Raw genomic sequence first — 19,273 nt, 5'->3', positions numbered from 1 at the left:
GAACAATATTTAAGTTTCATCATTTAATTTTTTAATAGATTATTTTTTTTGTTACATTTAACAATTACTTTAATACTAATGTTTTATGAATGAGGCTAATTACAGCTATGATGAATTGCTTATTTTAGTAAAGCAAAAAGAAATACAACTTCGAACCTTAATAGAAAAAGAATCTTGTAAAAATAACTTTGAACAATTGATTCATAGTTCACAGGATTTTGTATGTGTTGCCAATGCCGATTGTTATTTTAAAGAAATCAATCCTACATTTGTTGCAGTTTTAGGTTACTCAGAACAAGAACTTTTATCGCAACCATTTCTAAATTTTATACATCCTGAAGATCTTGAAAAAAGTATTGATGAAGTAAAAAGGCTTGGTAAAGAAAAACAATCAATAAACTTTGAAAATCGTTATGTAAAAAAAAATGGTGAGATTATTTCTATCCAATGGATTATCACCGTATCTCATGAACACGGCCTGGCTTATGGCATAGGTAGAGACGTAACGTGTGTTAAAAGAATTCAAGAGCAATTATCAGAGAGTGAAAAATTACTTAATGATGCCCAGCATATTGCGAAATTGGGTAGTTGGAGATATGAGTTAGATACCAAAAAAATGTTTTGGTCTAAGGAATTGTATTCTATTTATGAATTAACAAAAGAGCCTGATCAAGATTTATTTAAAGAGTTTTTAAATATTTTTTCAAAAGAGGATTCTTCTTTTTTTCTCGAAAAAATAAATAATGCAATAGATGATGAAAAGGAATTTGATTTAGAACGCAGAATAGTCTTTGCAAATCAAGATCAAAAATGGTTGTATGCCATTGTTACACCCCAAAAAGACCAATCAGGCAGCGTAATCGCTTTTCACGGAACTGTACAAGATATAACTGAAAAAAAGCAAATAGAATCTGAAATTAAAAAACGTGAAAAAGTTGAGGTTGATCAGCAGATACAATTAATCCAGCGAGAAAGTGATTTAAAGTTTAAAAATTACATAGAGAATGCTCCGGATGGTATATTTGTTTTAGATGAGAATGGTAATTATCTGGAAGTAAACCACGCTGCTTCTGTACTTACTGGCTATTCAAGAGAAGAGTTGCTCACTAAAAAATTTGGGGATTTATCCAGAATAGAAAATCATAAGGAGTATTATAAAGAATTTAAAAATTTAGTTGAAAAAGGAGTTGGCAAAAAAGAAATTCAAGCATTTTTAAAAAACGGTTCTGAACGATACTGGCAAGTTGAAGCAGTAAAAATTTCCGAAAATAGGTTTCTAGGTTTTGTAAAAGATATTACAGAGAAAAAAGCTATTGAAGATAAAATTGCTCAAAATGAACGCCGTTTTAGAGCATTAATAGAAAATAATGTTGACATTATTTCCTTAGTGGATGAAAAATTAAACATCATATTTAGGAGTGAATCGGCACAAAGAGTTACCGGATGGTCACATAAAGATTTCGATAATATATCAGTTTTCAATTTTATTCATCCTGAGGATCAAAAAAATATTCCACTCTTATTAAAAAAAGCATTAAGTGAACCAGGAAGTCCATTTCCAATTGCTTTACAATTAAAACATAAAAAAGGTCATTACATCTGGCTAGAAGGTTATGTTAACAATTTACTTCATGATCCTGATATAGGCGGAATTGTTATTAATTTAAGAGATGTAACATCTACTAAGAAAGCACAAGAATTACTGAATGAGGAACGCCATAAATTTTTTAAGATTGCTGCTACCTCACCAGGATTAATATATTCCATGAGACAAAATAAAGATCAGTCTTTATCTTATACTTATGCTAGTAATGCTATTCAAGAAATTTATGGTTATGCTTTTGATGAAATTGAGTTTGATACCTCTAAATTATTTGAGCGCATCCATCCAGATGATGTTAATAACGTTATTGATAAGATAAAAATAACTAAAACAAAATTAGTACCACTCAAGACTCAATATCGCTATTTTCATCCGCAAAAGGGAATGGTTTGGCATGATGTAAACTCGTTGCCAGTTCCAGAACCTGAAGGAACGGTTATTTGTCATGGTATAATAACTGACATTACCGATCGAATTCTAGCAGAACAAAAAATCATTAAAACAAACAGACTGTATTCGTTTATAAGTCAAATGAATCAAATGATTGTACGAACTATAGATGAGCAAACTTTATTTAGAGAAGCATGTACAATTGCTGTAGAAACAGGTAAATTTAAGCTAGCATGGATTGGTATAATTGATCCAGTTAGTGAAAAAGTACTTCCTGCCATGGTTGCTGGGGAGCATGAAAATTATGTTTCTGTAATCAAGACAATTTCTACAAATAACAAAATTCCTGAGGGTCAAGGACCAATAGGAAGAGCGGTTAATGATAAAAAACATATAGTTTGTAACAACATTGAGACTGATTCTACAATGAATCTTTGGAAAACAGAGGCTTTGAGAAGAAATTATAGATCGATGATCACAATTCCTATCAAAAAATTTGATACAGTTGTTGGTGTGATTGCATTTTACGCCAGTGAAATCAACTTTTTTGATGATGAAGAAATTACCTTACTTATTGAGGCTACAGAGGATATTTCTTTTGCACTTGAAATATTTGAAAAAGAGTCACTTCGAAAAAAGGCAGAAGATACCATTTTTGAAAGTGAACAACGTTATCATACGTTAACAGAGGTTTCTCCTGTTGGAATTTTTAGGACGGATCCTACAGGATATACTACTTATGTTAACCCGTATTGGAGTCAACTTTCTGGTTTGTCTTTTGAAGAGGCATTAGGGAATGGGTGGTTTAAGGCTGTGCATCATGATGATGTAGCAAACCTTGCTGGTCGTTGGAATAACGATTCGAAAAAATTAAATTCTTCATTTTCTGAATACAGATTTGTACGTCCAGATGGATCAATATCTTGGGTAATGGGCAAGGCTATACCAGAGAGAAATGTAAAAAATGAAATACTAGGTTACATAGGTACAATTACTGATATTACCGAGCGTAAACTTGCTGAGTCTGAAATTTTGAAAGAAAAACAGCTTTCTGAAGTTGTTATAAATAGCCTTCCTGGAATTTTTTACCTCTATGATGAAAAAGGGAAATTTGTAAAATGGAACCAAAATTTTGAAGAAATCACGGGATATAATGAAGAGGAAATTTTGAATATGAGTCCGCTTGATTTCTTTGATGACGATCAAAAAAAGAGACTCGCTCCCCGAATTCAATCTATATTTGAGACCAAGCAAGGCAATTCTGACATGAATGGCGAAGGTTTTGAGCTTGAATTCTTTACTAAATTTAAAAACAAAATTCCGTATTATGTAAACTCAAGATGTATTTCATATGAAGGTAAAAAGTGTATTGTAGGTATGGGAGTAGATCTCACTGAAATTAAAAAAGCAGAAGAGAAAATTAGAGCAGCCAATGAGCGTTTTGAAATGATTTCAGCAGCTACCAATGATGCTGTTTTTGAGGTGAACTTAATTACAGGAGAGAGTTGGAATAATCAAGCATTTATTGATCTATTAGGTTTTGGTAGCACAATATCAAATGGTGTCAATAATATGACTGTCTGGCGTTCAAAACTCCATCCGGATGATAGAGATAGAGTTATTGAAAAACTGGAAGAAACATACGCTGGAACTACTAATAATTGGTCTGATGAGTTTCGATTCATGAAAGCAGATGGAACCTATGGGATATTTTTTGACAGAGGTATAATTTCTAGAGATGAAGAAGGTAAAGCAATACTACTTAATGGTGCATTAACCGAAATTACTGAATTAAAGAATATCAAAGAGCAGCTTATTAACAGTGAAGAGCGATATAAAAGTTTGATAGAGCAAGCCTCAGATGCAATTATGATTAGCAATAGTAAGGGTAAATTACTTGAAGTTAATGATAGCGCTTGTAAAATGCTAGGTTTTACAAAAGAGGAATTATGTACTAAGAATTTTGAAAACTTATACATTATAGATGATCTTGTCAAAAGACCAATAATCTTTAATGAATTGATAAATACTGAGCAAACATTGATGGAGTGCAATATGATGCACAAAAATGGTACTTTAAAAGCTGTAGAGATCACGGCTAAAAAAATTGTAGATGGTAGAATTGTAGCCATTGTTAGGGACGTTAGTGAGCGTAAACAAATAGATGATGAGTTTATGCGAATGCATAAAAAAATGGAGGCCATACTTGGTGCCATTCCAGATATGCTTTTTGAAATTAATCTTGAAGGTAAAATTTTTAATTATCACTCCCGTAGAGACGATTTACTAGCTGTACCACCAGAATATTTTCTAGATAAAAAGTTTTCAGATGTGCTTCCTCATGATGCGTCAATTGTTATTATTGAGGCTATTCACGAAGCTTCAATTGATGGGTTTTCAGCTGGTAAGCAATATGTACTCGAATTAGGCCAAGAAAAGCATTGGTTTGAATTATCCGTTGCGCCTATGAAAGAAAATTTAGATAATGAGATTCATTTTATCTGTTTATGCAGGGATATTACAAAAGCTAAGCAATCTGATTTTGCATTTTTTAAAAGTGAGGAACGCTACCGTGGATTATTGAATAATCTAGATGCAGGAATAATGGTGTACAGACCAGACGGATCAATAATAGTAAACAATCAAAAATCAAACGAATTATTAGGGCTTACTGATGATGAATTGAAAGTCATATCTAGTTATGATGCAAATTTTAGACTTTATAATGAGCTTGGGATTGAATTACTTGTTGAGAAATATCCAGTTAACCAAATTATTTCAACTAAGACTTCCTTGAAAAATTTCAAAATGGGAGTAGTACGATCTACTAATAAAGAACCAATATGGGTCTTGGTAAACGGCTATCCGGATTTTGATAGTCACGGGAATATCAACGAAATTGTTTTGAGTTTCATTGATATTACAGAACAGAAAGTGCTGGAAATGGAGCTCTTAAAAGCTAAAGAATTGGCCGAAGCCGCAAACAAAGCCAAAACAGATTTCTTAGCTAATATGAGTCATGAAATTAGAACTCCATTAAACGGGATTATAGGTTTTACACACTTGTTAATGAAGTCTAATCTTAAGAAAAACCAAGCAGAGTATATGACTACTGTTAATGAATCAGCAACGTCATTAATGGATATAGTAAATGATGTTTTGGACTTCTCCAAAATTGAGTCGGGTAAACTAGAGTTGGATTTTGAAAAAGTAAATCTTTTTAAACTTACCAATCAGGTAATCAACTTGTTTAAGATTCAGGCCATCAAAAAAAATATAAACTTAATTCTTGAAATTGACAAAACTGTACCGCAATTCATCATAGCAGACTCGGTACGACTGAAACAAATTTTAGTAAACTTATTAAGTAATGCAATAAAGTTTACTCATTTTGGTGAAATTAGATTAGATATTAGTCAAATAAATAAACCTGAAAAAAAATCAGCTTCAATCAAGTTTTCTGTAAAGGATACTGGTGTTGGGATCAAGACATATAATAATGAAAAAATCTTTAAGTCCTTTGTACAAGAGGATAATTCTACTAACAGAAAGTTTGGGGGTACTGGATTAGGATTAGCTATCTCAAATCAGTTGCTAGCCTTAATGGATAGTAAGTTAGAGTTAATTAGTAAATATGGAGATGGAAGTGATTTTTATTTTGTAGTTAAATTCAAGAAGACTAGTTTAAAAAATGACCTTGAAATACCAATTATTCCTAAAAACAATATTATTAGTGCATTACCAGAGTGTGTTTTAGATGATAAGAGAGTCTTGATTGTTGAGGATAATAAAATAAATATGCTTTTAGCCAAAACCTTGGTAAAAAGAATCATTTCTAATTGTCAAATTTTTGAAGCCAAAGATGGAAACGAAGCAGTAATCCTTTACGAAAAAGAAAGACCTGATGTTATTTTAATGGACATTCAAATGCCTAATAAAAATGGATATGAAGCTACAGACGAAATTAGAAATTTAGATAATTCTCAAGACGTTCCTATTATTGCAATTACAGCAGGTATTATGGTAGGTGATAAGGAAAAATGCTTTGAAGCAGGTATGAATGATTATTTACCAAAACCTATAATTCAAACAGATTTAGAGCGTGTTTTGCAAGCTTGGTTAAAAAAGTAAATTTTTAAAAATTATATTAATTGAAAAAAGGTGTTTGACTAATCAAACACCTTTTTATAATTTTCATCAAAACACAAATTGATATTTCTTAAGTTTCAATAAAATCATTAATTATGTTTGCTAAACAATTTTATACGATGCAATTGAGTAGTTCTTATCATATAAAAGAGCTTCTTGTATTTTTTCAATGGCAATTACGAAATGGCTTACAATCACAATTTCTTGAAAGTTTGAACTTGTTGAAACTTGATAAATGCCTTCTATTTCAGTTAATTTCGAATCAATTCTTTCGGCGCATGTAAAGCAAGTTACTCCGTTTAATTCATATAAATTTACAACTACATTTGTGTTTTTTTCAAAAGTGATATACAACTCAGAGTTAGCTCTTGGCGTAATAGAATTAAAAGCAGTTTCCATTTTTTTTATATGGAAAGCATTTTTAAAAAGAGTTTCATATTCATTTTGGCTTCCGCCAAAGGGAGGACCAGACTCAAACTCTCTATTAAAAAGGAGACCGGATAGAATTCCGTTTTGAGCTAAAAGTTGGTGCATTTTCCACATATATTTTTGTCTCATAAATGGAGGAATGGCACAAAAAAAGGTTTGTTCTATAATACAGTCATACTGCCCTACATGATCAAAGAAATCACCAAGAACAATTTTAATTTTTGGATTTCCTGCATGTTTCTCAACTAAAAATGATACTGGTGATGCTGCAATATCAATCACAGTGATGTTAGTAAAACCATTTTTTAGCAAGTAATCAGCCTCATGACTGTTGCCGCATCCAGGAATTAAAATACGACAGTTTTTATCTGTAAGTGTATCTATAAATTCCTGCAGTGGTGGCGCTATGGTACCTAAATCCCATTTAGTGGTTTCAGCTGCATATTGTGATTCCCAATAATTTCCATCTATGGGTGCCTCGCATTGCACTACACAACATTTTATATCAGACATGTGTATATTTTTTTCTAAATCTATTTTTTTGATGAGGTTTCTCGGTCTCTAGTTCAAAGGGCTTTTTGTTGCTGTTATTGTTTTAATATTTTACTTTGGCAAACAAAATCTGTTTTGGGAATACTCGTTTTTGCAATGGCGTTAAATCCCCCTTCAATTTCGGTAAAGTTTCTAAAACCGCGAGCCTCAAGGATGGAAGCCGCTATCATACTGCGGTACCCACCAGCACAATGAATGTAAAAATGTTCTTTTGGGTCAATATCTTTAATCCAGTCATTTATAGCAGCAAGAGGTTTGTTATAGGCTTCGTCTACATGTTCTGCGCTGTATTCTGTTTCTTTTCTAATATCAACGATCTTGCTTTCACCTATTTTTACTTCTTGTTCAAATTGTGCTGCCGAAATTCTGTTGATTGTATCCACCTCATTTCCAGCATTTACCCATGCATCAAATCCTCCGTCAAGATGACCTAATAAGTTATCAAACCCTACACGACTCAATCGTGTTACTGTTTCTTCCTCTTGTCCTACTTCACAAATTATCAATATAGGTTGTTGTACATCAGCCACTAGCGCACCTACCCAAGGGGCAAAATCTCCGTCAATACCAATATTTATAGACTGCGGGATAAATCCTTTTGCAAAAACACCGTTTTTACGAGTATCAAGAAGTAATGCACCATTTTCTTCGGCAGCAGTTTCAAATTCTCTAGGAGTTAGTGCTCGCATTCCTAAATTGAGAACACTTTCAAAACTGTCATAGCCTTTTTTATTCATGGCTACATTCATACCAAAATACGCTGGCGGAGGCAATAAACCATCCGTAACTTCTGCAATAAACTCTGCCTCAGTCATTGTTGCACGTAGGGCATAATTTGTTTCTTTTTGATTCCCAATGGTAGAAACGGTTTCTTTACTCATGTTTTTCCCACAAGCACTGCCCGCGCCATGCGCAGGATACACAATAACATCATCTGCCAAAGTCATAATTTTATCACGTAAAGAATGATATAAGGTAGCTGCAAGCTGATCTTGTGTCATGTGAGCCGCTTTTTGAGCCAAATCAGGTCTTCCAACATCACCTATGAATAAGGTGTCACCAGAAAAAATGGCATGGTCTTTTCCGTTTTCATCAATTAGTAAAAACGTAGTACTTTCCATGGTGTGTCCTGGAGTGTGTAGTACTTTTATAGAAACATTACCTAAAGTAAAAATCTGGCCATCCACAGCAGATATACAGTCAAATTCACAAGTGGCATTTGGACCATAAACAATTGGAGCATTTGTAGAACGACTCAAATCTAAGTGTCCGGAAACAAAATCAGCGTGAAAATGCGTTTCAAAAATGTATTTTAATGCCACACCGTCTCTTTTTAATCTATCAAGATAAGGCTGCGTTTCTCTAAGCGGATCTATTATGGCAGCTTCACCATTTGAAGTAATATAATAGGCACCTTGTGCTAAACATCCTGTATATATTTGTTCAATTTTCATTTTTATATTTTTTTACAGTACAAATGTACTTCTGTTTTTTAGTAAATACAGTGATATTTGTTACATAAAGTTTTTATTTGAAAAAAAATTCTTTGGTAATAATATAGATCCCCATAAAAAGCACAAACCAACCAAAAATAGGTTTTAGTTGGACTCCATCTATTTTTTTAGAAAGTTGCAAACCTATTAGCATTCCTATAAAAGCCATACCTGATATTAAAAAAAGAATTTTATAATTTATAGGTGTGCCAATGTAGACATCACCTCCAAAACCAATACTCGAGTTGATGAAAATTATAAGCAATGATGTGCCAACCGCTTGCTTCATAGGTAATTTTGCAAAAAATAAAAGTGCAGGTATAATTAAAAACCCTCCTCCAGCTCCCAGAAATCCTGTTACAATCCCGATGAGAAATCCAATTAGACTAAGTTGAATATAATTGGTCTTGGATGTTGAAATCGTAGGTTTTGATTTTCTTATCATAGCGATAGCAGATGCAATCATTAGTACTGAAAAAACAGACATAATAAGTACATTTTTGGAAATTTGATAAGAGGCTATCGAAAATAGTGTATTGGCTATTTTAGGAAAAATAACTTCGCGTATTATTAATATTGAAACTACTGATGGTATTGCAAAGTACAAAGCCGATTTAATTTTTAAATTCCCCATCTTGTAATGACTAACGCAACCAAATAATGCGGTCACACCTACAATAAAAAGGGAGTAGCTAGTAGCAATTTCAGGATCTATTTTAAAAAGATATACTAAAATAGGTATGGTAAGAATGGAGCCTCCGCCGCCTATTAATCCAAGCGATAGCCCAATTATGATGGATGCAATGTATCCTAAATATTCCATAAACGATGTTGTTGAAAGGTGAACTAATTTTTAAAAACGTAAAATGTTAGTTTTAAAGAAGTTCAATATTATTACGATGAAGTGACACAATTCCTCTTTGTTCCATTTTTTTTAACAATCTAGATATGACCTCTCTAGAAGTATTTAAATCAGATGCTATTTCTTGATGAGAAAGTTTTAATTCTTTACAGCCACAAGATGTTGCATGCCTTTGCAAATAAAATTCTAATCTTTCGTCCATAGCTCTAAAGGCAATACTATCTATAACTTCAAGTACTTCTTCAAATCGGCTTCTGTAGGTGTCAATAACAAATTCGTACCAGCTTCGGTGTTGCATCATCCATTTATCCATCAATGGCAACGGAATCATAACTAGTTCAACATCTTCGACAACAAGGGCCATAATTTGACTTTTTTCATTTTTAGTAGCACAAATCATTGAAATCGCGCAAGCTTGTCCTGGTTGTAAGTAATACATGAAAAATTCTCCTCCATTTTCATCCTCTCTGTATATTTTTATTTTTCCATGTATTACGAGTACTGTACTTTTTATATATTGGCCTGTCCGCATAATTACAGATCCAGCTGGATAAGAATGTAAGACTGCATTGTTTTCTATTTCGTGAACTAAATCTGTAGAGAAAGAGTGGAATATTTTTTTTAAGGAGTCAATCATTTCTTGAATTTATATTTTCTATAAAAGTAATCTAAAATGCTAAATTTAGCCGTTTTTTCAATCCTAAAAAATAATTAAATACCTCATTAATAGGTTGTTGAAAATTGTTTTCCTATAGATTTTGTAGGCTTATAAAATATCTTGTTTTATTTGATTGAATGTGAATATTTTACGCAATCGTTTTCTTAGGATTAGAATCTAATTAACAATTGATTCGATACTTGTTTGATAAAAACATCGTATTTTTACAAAAAAACAATAGTATGAATTTAACACAAGAAGAGTGGGTTTCTCAATTTGAGGCCGACGAAAACACAGTAATTTTAGACGTAAGAACTGAAGATGAATTCAATGATGGTTTTATAGCCAATGCCATTAATATTGATATTCATAGGGGGCAAGATTTTATAACTGAAATTGAAGCATTAGATAAAGATAAAAAATACTATATATACTGTAGATCTGGTATGCGTAGTGCAAAAGCTTGTGAAATAATGAATCAATTGGGATTTGAAAACACCTATAATTTACTAGGAGGTATTTTAGATTGGGAAGGTACTGTAGTAACGCCTTAATATTGTGCATGCGCTTGCTGATTTTTAATTTTAAACCTCAAAAAAATGAATGTAATTCCCGAAGAATATCAGATTAAGAGCTTATTAAATCAAGACACCTATCTTGTTAATGGTGAATTAAAAAAATGGGAGGGACAAACTACTGCCGTTTTTTCTACAATTTCATCTACTCCTGCTTATGGTCCTACCATTCTTGGTTCAATACCATTTATGGGTGAAGAGGAGGCCCTTGAAGCTGTACAAGCAGCAAGTAATGCCTACAGTAATGGTCAAGGACTTTGGCCTACCATGAAAGTATCAGATCGTATTAAGTGTATGACAAATTTTGTCAAGCAAATGAAAACAACTCGAGCTGAGGTTGTAAAGTTACTAATGTGGGAAATAGGAAAATCATTGCCAGATTCTGAAAAAGAGTTTGATAGAACCGTGGAATACATTTATGATACTATTGAAGATTATAAATTATTAGATAGAAATTCATCCCGATTTACTAAAAGTCAAGGTGTCAATGCCATGGTGCGTCGTGGGCCTTTAGGAGTTGTCTTGTGTTTAGGACCATATAATTATCCGTTAAATGAAACTTTTTCATTGCTAATTCCTGCTTTGATTATGGGTAACACTGTAATTTTTAAGCCAGCAAAACATGGAGTACTTTTAATTTCGCCTTTGTTAGAAGCTTTTAGAAATAGTTTTCCAAAAGGTGCCATCAATATCATTTACGGTAGAGGTCGCGAAGTAGCTTCGCCAATTATGAAATCTGGGAAAGTGGATATTCTGGCGTTGATTGGGAATAGTAAATCTGCTATTGCACTTCAGGATCAGCATCCTAATAAAAACAGATTGCGTTTAATTTTAGGTCTTGAAGCGAAAAATCCAGCCATTATTTTGCCAGATGCTGATCTTGATTTGACTATTCAAGAATGTATATCGGGCACATTATCCTTTAATGGTCAGCGTTGTACAGCATTAAAAATAATATATGTTCATGAAAGTATTGCAGATGAATTTAACACCAGGTTTGCTGCAAAAGTTGATGCTCTCGCTTTTGGTAATCCTTGGGACAAAGATGTAATGTTAACTCCTTTGCCGGAAAAAGAAAAGCCAGCTTACATCCAGGAGTTAATTGATGATGCAATTAAAAATGGTGCTACAATCATCAATGAAAAAGGGGGTGAGCATACGCCAAATTATATTTTCCCAGCCGTTCTGTTTCCAGTGAATAAAGAAATGAGAGTGTACCATGAAGAGCAGTTTGGACCTGTTGTTCCTGTCATGACTTTCAAAGATATTCAAGAGCCATTAAACGATATGGCTGAGTCTAACTATGGACAACAAGTAAGTTTATTTGGTAGGGATATTAAAACCATTGCACCATTAATTGATAGTTTAGTAAATTTAGTGTGTCGAGTAAATTTGAATAGCTCTTGCCAAAGAGGTCCAGATGTGTATCCCTTTACAGGTCGAAAAGACTCAGCAGTGGGAACACTGAGTATTCATGATGCGCTGCGCTCGTTCTCCATTAGAACCTTTGTTGCCTCAAAGGATAATGAGTACAATAATGAAATTTTACAAGCATTATTAAACAGCAAAGAATCAAATTTTGTAAACACTGATTATACTTTATAATCCGATTTAGTAGTTTTATAAAGCCATCTCAATGAACATGCCCCAATAAGTTAGACACTAATTGGGGCAATTTTTATGGAGAGAAAAATAAAATAGATTTCATAAAAAAGGTGATCTATTGCTAGACCACCTTTTAAACAAATTAAAATTAAAGTTTTAAACCAAGTCAAAACGATCAAGGTTCATCACCTTAGTCCATGCAGCTACGAAGTCAGTTACAAATTTTTCATGTGCATCGTGGTATCCGTAAACTTCTGCAAGTGCTCTTAATTCAGAGTTAGAACCAAAGATTAAATCAACTCTTGTTCCAATCCATTTTAAACCACCAGCCATTCTATCACTACCTACAAAAGCATCATCAGATTCTGAAACGGCTTTCCAAGTTGTTCTTAAATCTAATAAGTTTACAAAGAAATCATTAGTAAGTGTTTCTGTTCTGCTTGTAAAAACTCCATTTTGAGATTTATCAAAATTAGTGTTCAATACGCGCATACCACCTACCAAAACTGTCATTTCTGGAGCTGTTAATGTCAATAACTGTGCTTTGTCAATTAACATTTCCTCGGCAGAAACGGTATATTTAGTTTTTACATAATTTCTAAATCCATCAGCTTGTGGCTCTAAAACTGCAAACGAATCAACATCTGTTTGCTCTTGTGAAGCATCCGTTCGTCCAGCGGCAAAAGGAACTTGAACTTGAATTCCTGCATTTGCTGCAGCTTTTTCAACTGCTGCATTTCCAGCTAGTACAATTAAATCGGCAATTGATACTTTTTTATCAGTATTATGAGAATTGAATTCATTTTTGATATTCTCTAGCGTAGTTAAAACACGATCTAATTGTGAAGGATTGTTTACTTTCCAACTTTTTTGTGGTTCTAATCGAATACGAGCACCGTTTGCTCCACCACGCTTATCAGATCCTCTAAAAGTAGATGCCGATGCCCAAGCGGTACTTACTAACTCTGAGATACTTAATCCAGATGATAAAACAGAAGCCTTAAGTGCTTCAACGTCTTGCTCGTTAATTAATTCAAATGTAACCTCAGGAACTGGATCTTGCCAAATTAACTCTTCAGCTGGCACTTCATTTCCTAAATAACGTACTTTTGGCCCCATATCTCTGTGGGTCAATTTAAACCATGCTCTTGCAAAAGCGTCATTAAATGTATTAGGATTTTCTAAAAAGTGACGAGAGATTTTCTCATAAGCAGGATCAACACGCAAAGATAAATCAGTTGTAAGCATCATTGGTTGGTGCGTTTTTGATGCATCATGAGCATCTGGAACTGTTCCTGAACCGCCATTATTTACTGGTTTCCATTGGTGAGCTCCTGCAGGGCTTTTTGTTAATTCCCATTCAAAACCAAATAAGTTTTCAAAATAATTATTACTCCAATTTACTGGTGTAGTAGTCCAAGCTCCTTCAAGACCACTTGTAATCGTATCTGCTCCATTTCCTGTACCAAACGTATTTCTCCAGCCTAAACTTTGCTCTTCAATAGATGCACCTGCTGGTTCAGCTCCTACATAAACATTTGGATCAGCAGCACCATGAGTTTTTCCTAGTGTGTGTCCTCCAGCAATCAAGGCAACTGTTTCTTCGTCATTCATGGCCATACGTGCAAATGTCTCTCTAATGTCACGTGCTGCTAATAACGGATCAGGGTTTCCATCTGGTCCTTCTGGGTTTACATAAATAAGTCCCATTTGTACTGCTGCAAGCGGATTTTCAAGCTCACGATCTCCTGAGTAACGGCTGTTCGGTTCAGTACTCAATGACAACCATTCTTTTTCTGGTCCCCAGTAAATATCTTCTTGTGGTTCCCAAACGTCTACACGACCTCCAGCAAAACCAAACGTTTTAAATCCTGCTGATTCTAAGGCACAGTTTCCTACTAATACCATTAAATCTGCCCATGAAACTTTGTTACCATATTTTTGCTTTATTGGCCACAATAACAAACGAGCTTTATCTAAGTTGGCGTTGTCTGGCCAGCTGTTTAATGGTGCAAATCTTTGTGTTCCAAAACCTGCTCCACCACGACCATCAGCAATACGGTATGTTCCTGCACTGTGCCAAGCTAAACGTATAAAAAAGGGACCGTAGCTACCATAATCAGCCGGCCACCAGTCTTGAGAAGTTGTAATGACTTCTTTGATATCATTTTTTAAAGTCTCTAAATCTACTTTTTTGAATTCTTCGGCATAATTAAAGTTGGCTCCCATGGGATTGTTCTCTAATGAATTCTGACGAAGGATATTCAAACGGAGTTGGTTAGGCCACCAATCACGATTTGTTTTACCGTGAGTAACACTTTGTTTTGGAGCAGATGTTGAAGCTCCCGAGAAAGGACATTTACTCTCTCCGTTTACATTGTAAGAGGTTGGTTTTGCATTATGTTCCATAGTATGTTTGTTTTTTATTTTTCTGGATACAAAGTTATTTAAAAAACTCGTAGTAAATTAAAAAATCAATAGATAAAAATTATAGTTTGAATTGTTATTTATATGCTAATATATAAAATGTTACTCTTTTAACCTCAATTTTAAGGTGTTAAGTTCGTGTTAGTCTCTTATTATTTTGAATTTCTTTGTGACATTAAAATATGCACACTCTAGATTGTTTTTATAAATGGTTAATTGTAAATTTAGAAAAAAAATATTTTGGAAAAAGACATTATTACTATGGAAGAAAACCCAATTCAATCTGAAGCTGAGGCCTGGTTAGGAATTTTATATACTTGTATAAAAGCTGATCATTATATATATGAAGCCGAAAGAAAATCACTATCAAGAATTCTGTATTCTAAAGAAAAATTTAAGCATGTAGATTTCGGACCTTATTATGAAACTGCCGTCGTATTATATCAAGAGTTGGGACAGCTTAAATATATAAAGGCTTGTTGCTCTTGGATAGAAACCGAAGATAAAGAAACCTTGTTTGCTCTTGCCTTAGACGTCTTATTGGCTGACGGAACATTAGAAAAAGAAGAAAAAAGTCTTATTGAAATTTTATCCAATCATTTAGGTGTGAGTAGCTCTATGTCTAGTAAAATTATAGAAGTTATGTTTTTAAAAAACAGAGGGAATATTAAAGTGTAGTTGTGGTTTAGCGCTAAATAAATGTTTTTTTTTAGTAATTGAGACTACAGTCTTTACTATAAAACAAGGTTTTAAAAATTGAAGTTGACTATTAAATTGATGTTACTCATGTTGGTCTTATTGAAAATAAAATTTTTATTGCCGTAAGTTTCAACTTCATTAAATTTGTGTACAAACAATAATTGAGCGTCAAAACCTTTTAACATTCCTTGAAATTGATAGCGAAAATCTACATTTGTTTGAACATAAGAAGGTAATCCGTATTTATTTAGGGTAACGTTTTTTACATCTGGTAAATCAAAATATCCTATAGCTAGTTGCGATTTGAATCTCTTTTTAGGATTTGAATATTGTATTTTGGTCATTAAAGCGTGCACATCCCCAAAACCTTCATTTCGTTCTCTGGCCATAAAGGTGTAAAACGGGTCTCGACCCCATTCTCTGGGCATGAGATACCGACCTTTAGCCGTTATTCGGTTGTAGTTTAAAGTAAATTCTATTTTTTTATTTTGCCAACCTAATCTTCCTCCAAAGGTTTGAGAAGTACCATTTTTTTCGAAATAAGTTTTGCTTTGATCCTCATTTCCGCCAAAATTCAATGCATTTTGATAAATTGATTGAAAGCCAAAAAGCAGTTTAGAATTGGGATTCAAATCGTATTTATAATCCATTTGGAACAATGCAGAATTGAATATATCCTCAGCATATTGGTTCCATAAAAGTATCTTTAAATTTTTTATAGATTCATTTTGTAAACCAACAATATAAATTCCGCTATTGTTTAAATTTCCAGCATAATTAGATTTTGTTCCATCGGGATTGATGCCGGAGGGATAAATGCCTATAGATTCTCCCACGTCAAAATATTTCATGGTGCTTCGTGGTGAAATTCCATATAGGTAGCCCAGATTTATTTTAGTTTTCTTGAGTTCATTAAAATCAATCCAAATTCCATCCACTACGGTTGGGCGCATTCTGCCGTCTTGCAGATTTATAAAGGACGTATTGAGTAATTGTTTTCCAAGAGTTATATTCGAATTTTTGAAATTGTATTTCAAGTACAATTCTTCTAGTCGGCTTAAATTGTCTTTGTTTGATGGATTTTGAATGTCAAAAAGCGCTACCTCGTATCTGTTTGATAAATTGGTCACAGGATCTTTTTTAGAAAAATTAGAAGAACCAATATTGAATATGTAATAACCGCTGACACCAAATTGAAAATTATGAAATTTGGCCGTTTCAAATTTCACGCCTCCACCAAGTGCATTGGCATAATAATCAGATAAGCCACTTTCATTATTAGTACTCATAAAAAAATAGCGGAAGTGACCATTGAAATTCCCGTTTTTGAAAGTATTTAGAATTGAGGTAGAATCAACTTTTTCGTTATTTTTTTCTTTCCAAACCGTTGGCTTTTCTGAAATTTCCTGATGTTGCGCTATTGTATTTATAGAAAAAAAGAGAGTGGTAAGTATATAAATTAATACGAAAAACTTTTTCATTTTTGAACGTTTAGATTTGGTACAAAAATAACTCCATCAATATAAATGGGAAGTAACTTTTATCACATTGACCCATAAAAACAAAGCCGAATGTTTTTTATACATTCGGCTTAATGACTTTATAATTAAATACTTAAATTTTATCTGAAAGTATAATCAACACCAGAAACCTGAGTTAGTAGTGTTTCTGGAGCATCAAGAATGATTGCATTTTTTTGAGGTGTAGGCGTTACGGGAGAGTTTTGTTTTAAATATTCTCTCATTACCGTATGCAATGTTGAAGTTGTATTTTTGGCATCCATAACGCCTTTCATTCTGCATAACATGTCTACAGGATCTCCGTCCCGTTCACAAGCCATTATAGTATATATTTTTTCAGGATCTAATGGTATATTTTTAACGGTAATGCTTTGCACTCTTTTGTCTATTTCTGCAAAAGCGTTAAATTGTACTTCCATTCCTTTGAATTTCACGACCCATCCACCAAAACGTTTTGAAGCATCTTGTGCAAAGACATTATTTAATTCTTTTTCGAGCCAGTTTTTCAATTGCTTTCCAGTCACTTTTGCGGTTCTTACGGTGCTGTCTACGGGAAGCATATCAAAAATAAATCCGTTTGTGATAGGGATATTTCCGGTTTGATCAGGAGTCGTTTTTGGCGGACAAAAACGAAATCCATTAGAAAGATTAATGTCAATTTCTGGAAATTTCCAGTTTAGTGCATTCAGAATCATCGTGTCAATAGGATTTTCCACCACAAAATAACGGTACAAAGGAATCGTGCTGTAACCAATAACCTGATTTATTTTTTCTTGGTAAACGGCTTCTTTCTCTTTCAATAATTTTTCAATTTTTGCATCCGGTTTTATTTTTGGAGAATCAACTTCTATTAATTCATAACTGTCTTCAATCACTTTTCCGTTAATAATGGTCAAATCTAATTTACCAATAAATGAACCGAAGGCTCCCGGTTCCACCACTTTTGAATATTTACAAACAATAGGTTTTCGGACTCTCTCGTGCGTGTCGCCTCCTAAAATATAATTGACACCTTCACATTCTGGTCGGTTTGCCAACGCTATTTGCTGCGATAAACCCAAATGTGCAATCATAATGACATAACTGCATTGTTCTTGATTTCTAAGTACATCTACATAATGAGCCAGATTTTCTTCGGGATTGGTGTATAAAATTCCCTTACTGTAATTAGGACTTTGTCTCAAAGGTACTAGTGGATCAGTGTACCCAAGAAAACCAATTTTTGCTCCCGCAATATGCCAAATTGTGTAGGGTTGAAAAATAAGTTCACCTCTTTTTCCTTCACCTAAATCATGGTACATATTGGTGCAAATTTTTGGAGCATCCAAAGAACCCAATAAGGTTTGCATTTTTCTTTTTCCATAAATTACTTCCCAATTTCCCGGAAGATACAAATCGTAATTCAATGCATTTAAAATGGGAACAAAAGCTTCGCCAGTGGTTTCTACGCTTAATTCGCTGCCTTGAAACATATCTCCAGTATCAATAGTAAAAGTGTTTGGGTTTTTCTTTTTTAATTGATTTAGCAACGTTGCCATATAAGAGTAACCTCCTGTTTTTCTAAAAACAGCTTTTCCATTTTCCCAAAATAATTCGTCGTGCGGATGAATCTGACAATGCACATCGGTGGTTTGAAGAATAGAAATAGTTTGGGGTTTATTTGGGTCAACATTAGTATCTATTTTTGCTACCTCTATTTTGTTTGTATTTGCAATACTAGAAATTGGCGAAATTATTGTTGCTCCTATACCTAATGTCCCTACTGATTTTAGAAAATTCCTTCGGTTGTTACTCATCTTTTTTAGTTGTTTAGTTTTGTTTTCTGCAGTTGTAATGAAACAACTATTGCCAATGTAGTAGTAAAACCATAATCTACATTTTAATTTAAAACCCACCTTTTATATAACTCCAGCCTTGTTCTTGTTTTTCAACAATTTCAGCGATTCCGGCCGTTACATACTCCACTTCTGGAATGAACTGCTCTTTGCTTATTTTTCGAGTTGTCATTGTATTTTCGCAAACTATAAAACGAACTCCTTTAGCATGAAGCGCTTTAATTGTTGTAATATGTTTTGATTTTGAGGGCATTAAAAACTCTAATCCCATATTGTAAACCACAACCTCGTATTTTGCTTTAGGCCAATGGTTCGTTAAATTATTTAGTTGGTTAGCAAATGCTTTTTGTTGTAGCGTATCGATAGCATTTGTAAACTGAAAAACTATTTTATGATTGTTAGGTCTTTTTTGGGCATAGGCAAATACTGTAAATAATCCAATAAGAATGAGAGTGGTTAGTTTCAAATTTTTCATT

The 19,273-nt window shown here is 33.4% G+C and carries 12 protein-coding genes; 4 read left to right on the top strand and 8 right to left on the bottom strand.

The genetic code is table 11. From position 1 onward, the window contains the following. Window positions 1–85: 85 nt before the first annotated feature. Entirely contained in the window at window positions 86–6,124 is a 6,039-nt protein-coding gene (locus tag AC061E_RS09685) for a PAS domain S-box protein (RefSeq protein WP_478286060.1), read from the top strand. A gap of 120 nt (window positions 6,125–6,244) precedes the next feature. Here AC061E_RS09685 and AC061E_RS09680 read toward each other — a convergent pair whose 3' ends face one another. From AC061E_RS09680 to AC061E_RS09665, 4 genes are all read right to left on the bottom strand, one after another. Further along, window positions 6,245–7,084 (bottom strand): methyltransferase domain-containing protein, encoded by an 840-nt coding sequence (locus AC061E_RS09680; protein WP_478286059.1) that lies wholly within the window; start codon window positions 7,082–7,084, stop codon window positions 6,245–6,247. Window positions 7,085–7,158: 74 nt separating this feature from the next. Continuing rightward, entirely contained in the window at window positions 7,159–8,577 is a 1,419-nt protein-coding gene (locus AC061E_RS09675; protein WP_478286058.1) for an MBL fold metallo-hydrolase, read from the bottom strand. 73 nt (window positions 8,578–8,650) lie between these two features. Further along, window positions 8,651–9,439 (bottom strand): sulfite exporter TauE/SafE family protein, encoded by a 789-nt coding sequence (locus AC061E_RS09670; protein WP_478286057.1) that lies wholly within the window; start codon window positions 9,437–9,439, stop codon window positions 8,651–8,653. A 52-nt stretch (window positions 9,440–9,491) separates the two neighbouring features. Beyond that, window positions 9,492–10,115, bottom strand: a complete 624-nt coding sequence (locus AC061E_RS09665; protein WP_478286056.1) for a Crp/Fnr family transcriptional regulator — start codon at window positions 10,113–10,115, stop codon at window positions 9,492–9,494. Between the two features lie 263 nt (window positions 10,116–10,378). Here AC061E_RS09665 and AC061E_RS09660 point away from each other — a divergent pair, with 263 nt between their 5' ends. Next, entirely contained in the window at window positions 10,379–10,690 is a 312-nt protein-coding gene (locus tag AC061E_RS09660; protein WP_478286055.1) for a rhodanese-like domain-containing protein, read from the top strand. Between the two features lie 45 nt (window positions 10,691–10,735). After that, complete coding sequence (locus AC061E_RS09655; protein WP_478286054.1) at window positions 10,736–12,316, top strand: NADP-dependent glyceraldehyde-3-phosphate dehydrogenase; 1,581 nt, start codon at window positions 10,736–10,738, stop codon at window positions 12,314–12,316. A gap of 156 nt (window positions 12,317–12,472) precedes the next feature. On the opposite strand, the gene katG is transcribed toward AC061E_RS09655, so the two are convergent. After that, complete coding sequence (gene katG / locus AC061E_RS09650; protein WP_478286053.1) at window positions 12,473–14,725, bottom strand: catalase/peroxidase HPI; 2,253 nt, start codon at window positions 14,723–14,725, stop codon at window positions 12,473–12,475. Window positions 14,726–14,983: 258 nt separating this feature from the next. Between katG and AC061E_RS09645 the strand changes: the two genes are divergently transcribed. After that, window positions 14,984–15,421: a TerB family tellurite resistance protein gene (locus tag AC061E_RS09645; RefSeq protein ID WP_478286052.1), complete on the top strand. Its 438-nt coding sequence runs from the start codon at window positions 14,984–14,986 to the stop codon at window positions 15,419–15,421. Between the two features lie 71 nt (window positions 15,422–15,492). On the opposite strand, the gene AC061E_RS09640 is transcribed toward AC061E_RS09645, so the two are convergent. The 3 genes from AC061E_RS09640 to AC061E_RS09630 form a co-directional block, all read right to left on the bottom strand. Continuing rightward, the gene (locus AC061E_RS09640) at window positions 15,493–16,923 is read right to left on the bottom strand and encodes an OprD family outer membrane porin (RefSeq protein ID WP_478286051.1); all 1,431 of its coding nucleotides are present in this window, start codon (window positions 16,921–16,923) and stop codon (window positions 15,493–15,495) included. A 140-nt stretch (window positions 16,924–17,063) separates the two neighbouring features. Continuing rightward, window positions 17,064–18,758: a bifunctional metallophosphatase/5'-nucleotidase gene (locus AC061E_RS09635; protein ID WP_478286050.1), complete on the bottom strand. Its 1,695-nt coding sequence runs from the start codon at window positions 18,756–18,758 to the stop codon at window positions 17,064–17,066. An 88-nt stretch (window positions 18,759–18,846) separates the two neighbouring features. Beyond that, window positions 18,847–19,272: a DsrE family protein gene (locus tag AC061E_RS09630; protein WP_478286049.1), complete on the bottom strand. Its 426-nt coding sequence runs from the start codon at window positions 19,270–19,272 to the stop codon at window positions 18,847–18,849. Between the last annotated feature and the right edge of the window lies 1 nt (window position 19,273).

The organism is Flavobacterium sp. GNP011 (assembly GCF_056428925.1).
Note: the sequence above shows the minus strand (reverse complement) of the source record. Positions and strands in the feature narration are given on the sequence as shown.

Excerpts from the sequence above, each read along its gene's own strand:
- AC061E_RS09655 (WP_478286054.1), top strand. The coding sequence starts at position 10,736 with ATGAATGTAATTCCCGAAGAATATCAGATTAAGAGCTTATTAAATCAA.
- AC061E_RS09665 (WP_478286056.1), bottom strand. The coding sequence starts at position 10,115 with ATGATTGACTCCTTAAAAAAAATATTCCACTCTTTCTCTACAGATTTA.
- AC061E_RS09635 (WP_478286050.1), bottom strand. The coding sequence starts at position 18,758 with ATGAGTAACAACCGAAGGAATTTTCTAAAATCAGTAGGGACATTAGGT.
- AC061E_RS09670 (WP_478286057.1), bottom strand. The coding sequence starts at position 9,439 with ATGGAATATTTAGGATACATTGCATCCATCATAATTGGGCTATCGCTT.
- AC061E_RS09685 (WP_478286060.1), top strand. The coding sequence starts at position 86 with ATGAATGAGGCTAATTACAGCTATGATGAATTGCTTATTTTAGTAAAG.
- AC061E_RS09675 (WP_478286058.1), bottom strand. The coding sequence starts at position 8,577 with ATGAAAATTGAACAAATATATACAGGATGTTTAGCACAAGGTGCCTAT.
- AC061E_RS09680 (WP_478286059.1), bottom strand. The coding sequence starts at position 7,084 with ATGTCTGATATAAAATGTTGTGTAGTGCAATGCGAGGCACCCATAGAT.
- AC061E_RS09660 (WP_478286055.1), top strand. The coding sequence starts at position 10,379 with ATGAATTTAACACAAGAAGAGTGGGTTTCTCAATTTGAGGCCGACGAA.
- AC061E_RS09640 (WP_478286051.1), bottom strand. The coding sequence starts at position 16,923 with ATGAAAAAGTTTTTCGTATTAATTTATATACTTACCACTCTCTTTTTT.
- AC061E_RS09630 (WP_478286049.1), bottom strand. The coding sequence starts at position 19,272 with ATGAAAAATTTGAAACTAACCACTCTCATTCTTATTGGATTATTTACA.
- katG (WP_478286053.1), bottom strand. The coding sequence starts at position 14,725 with ATGGAACATAATGCAAAACCAACCTCTTACAATGTAAACGGAGAGAGT.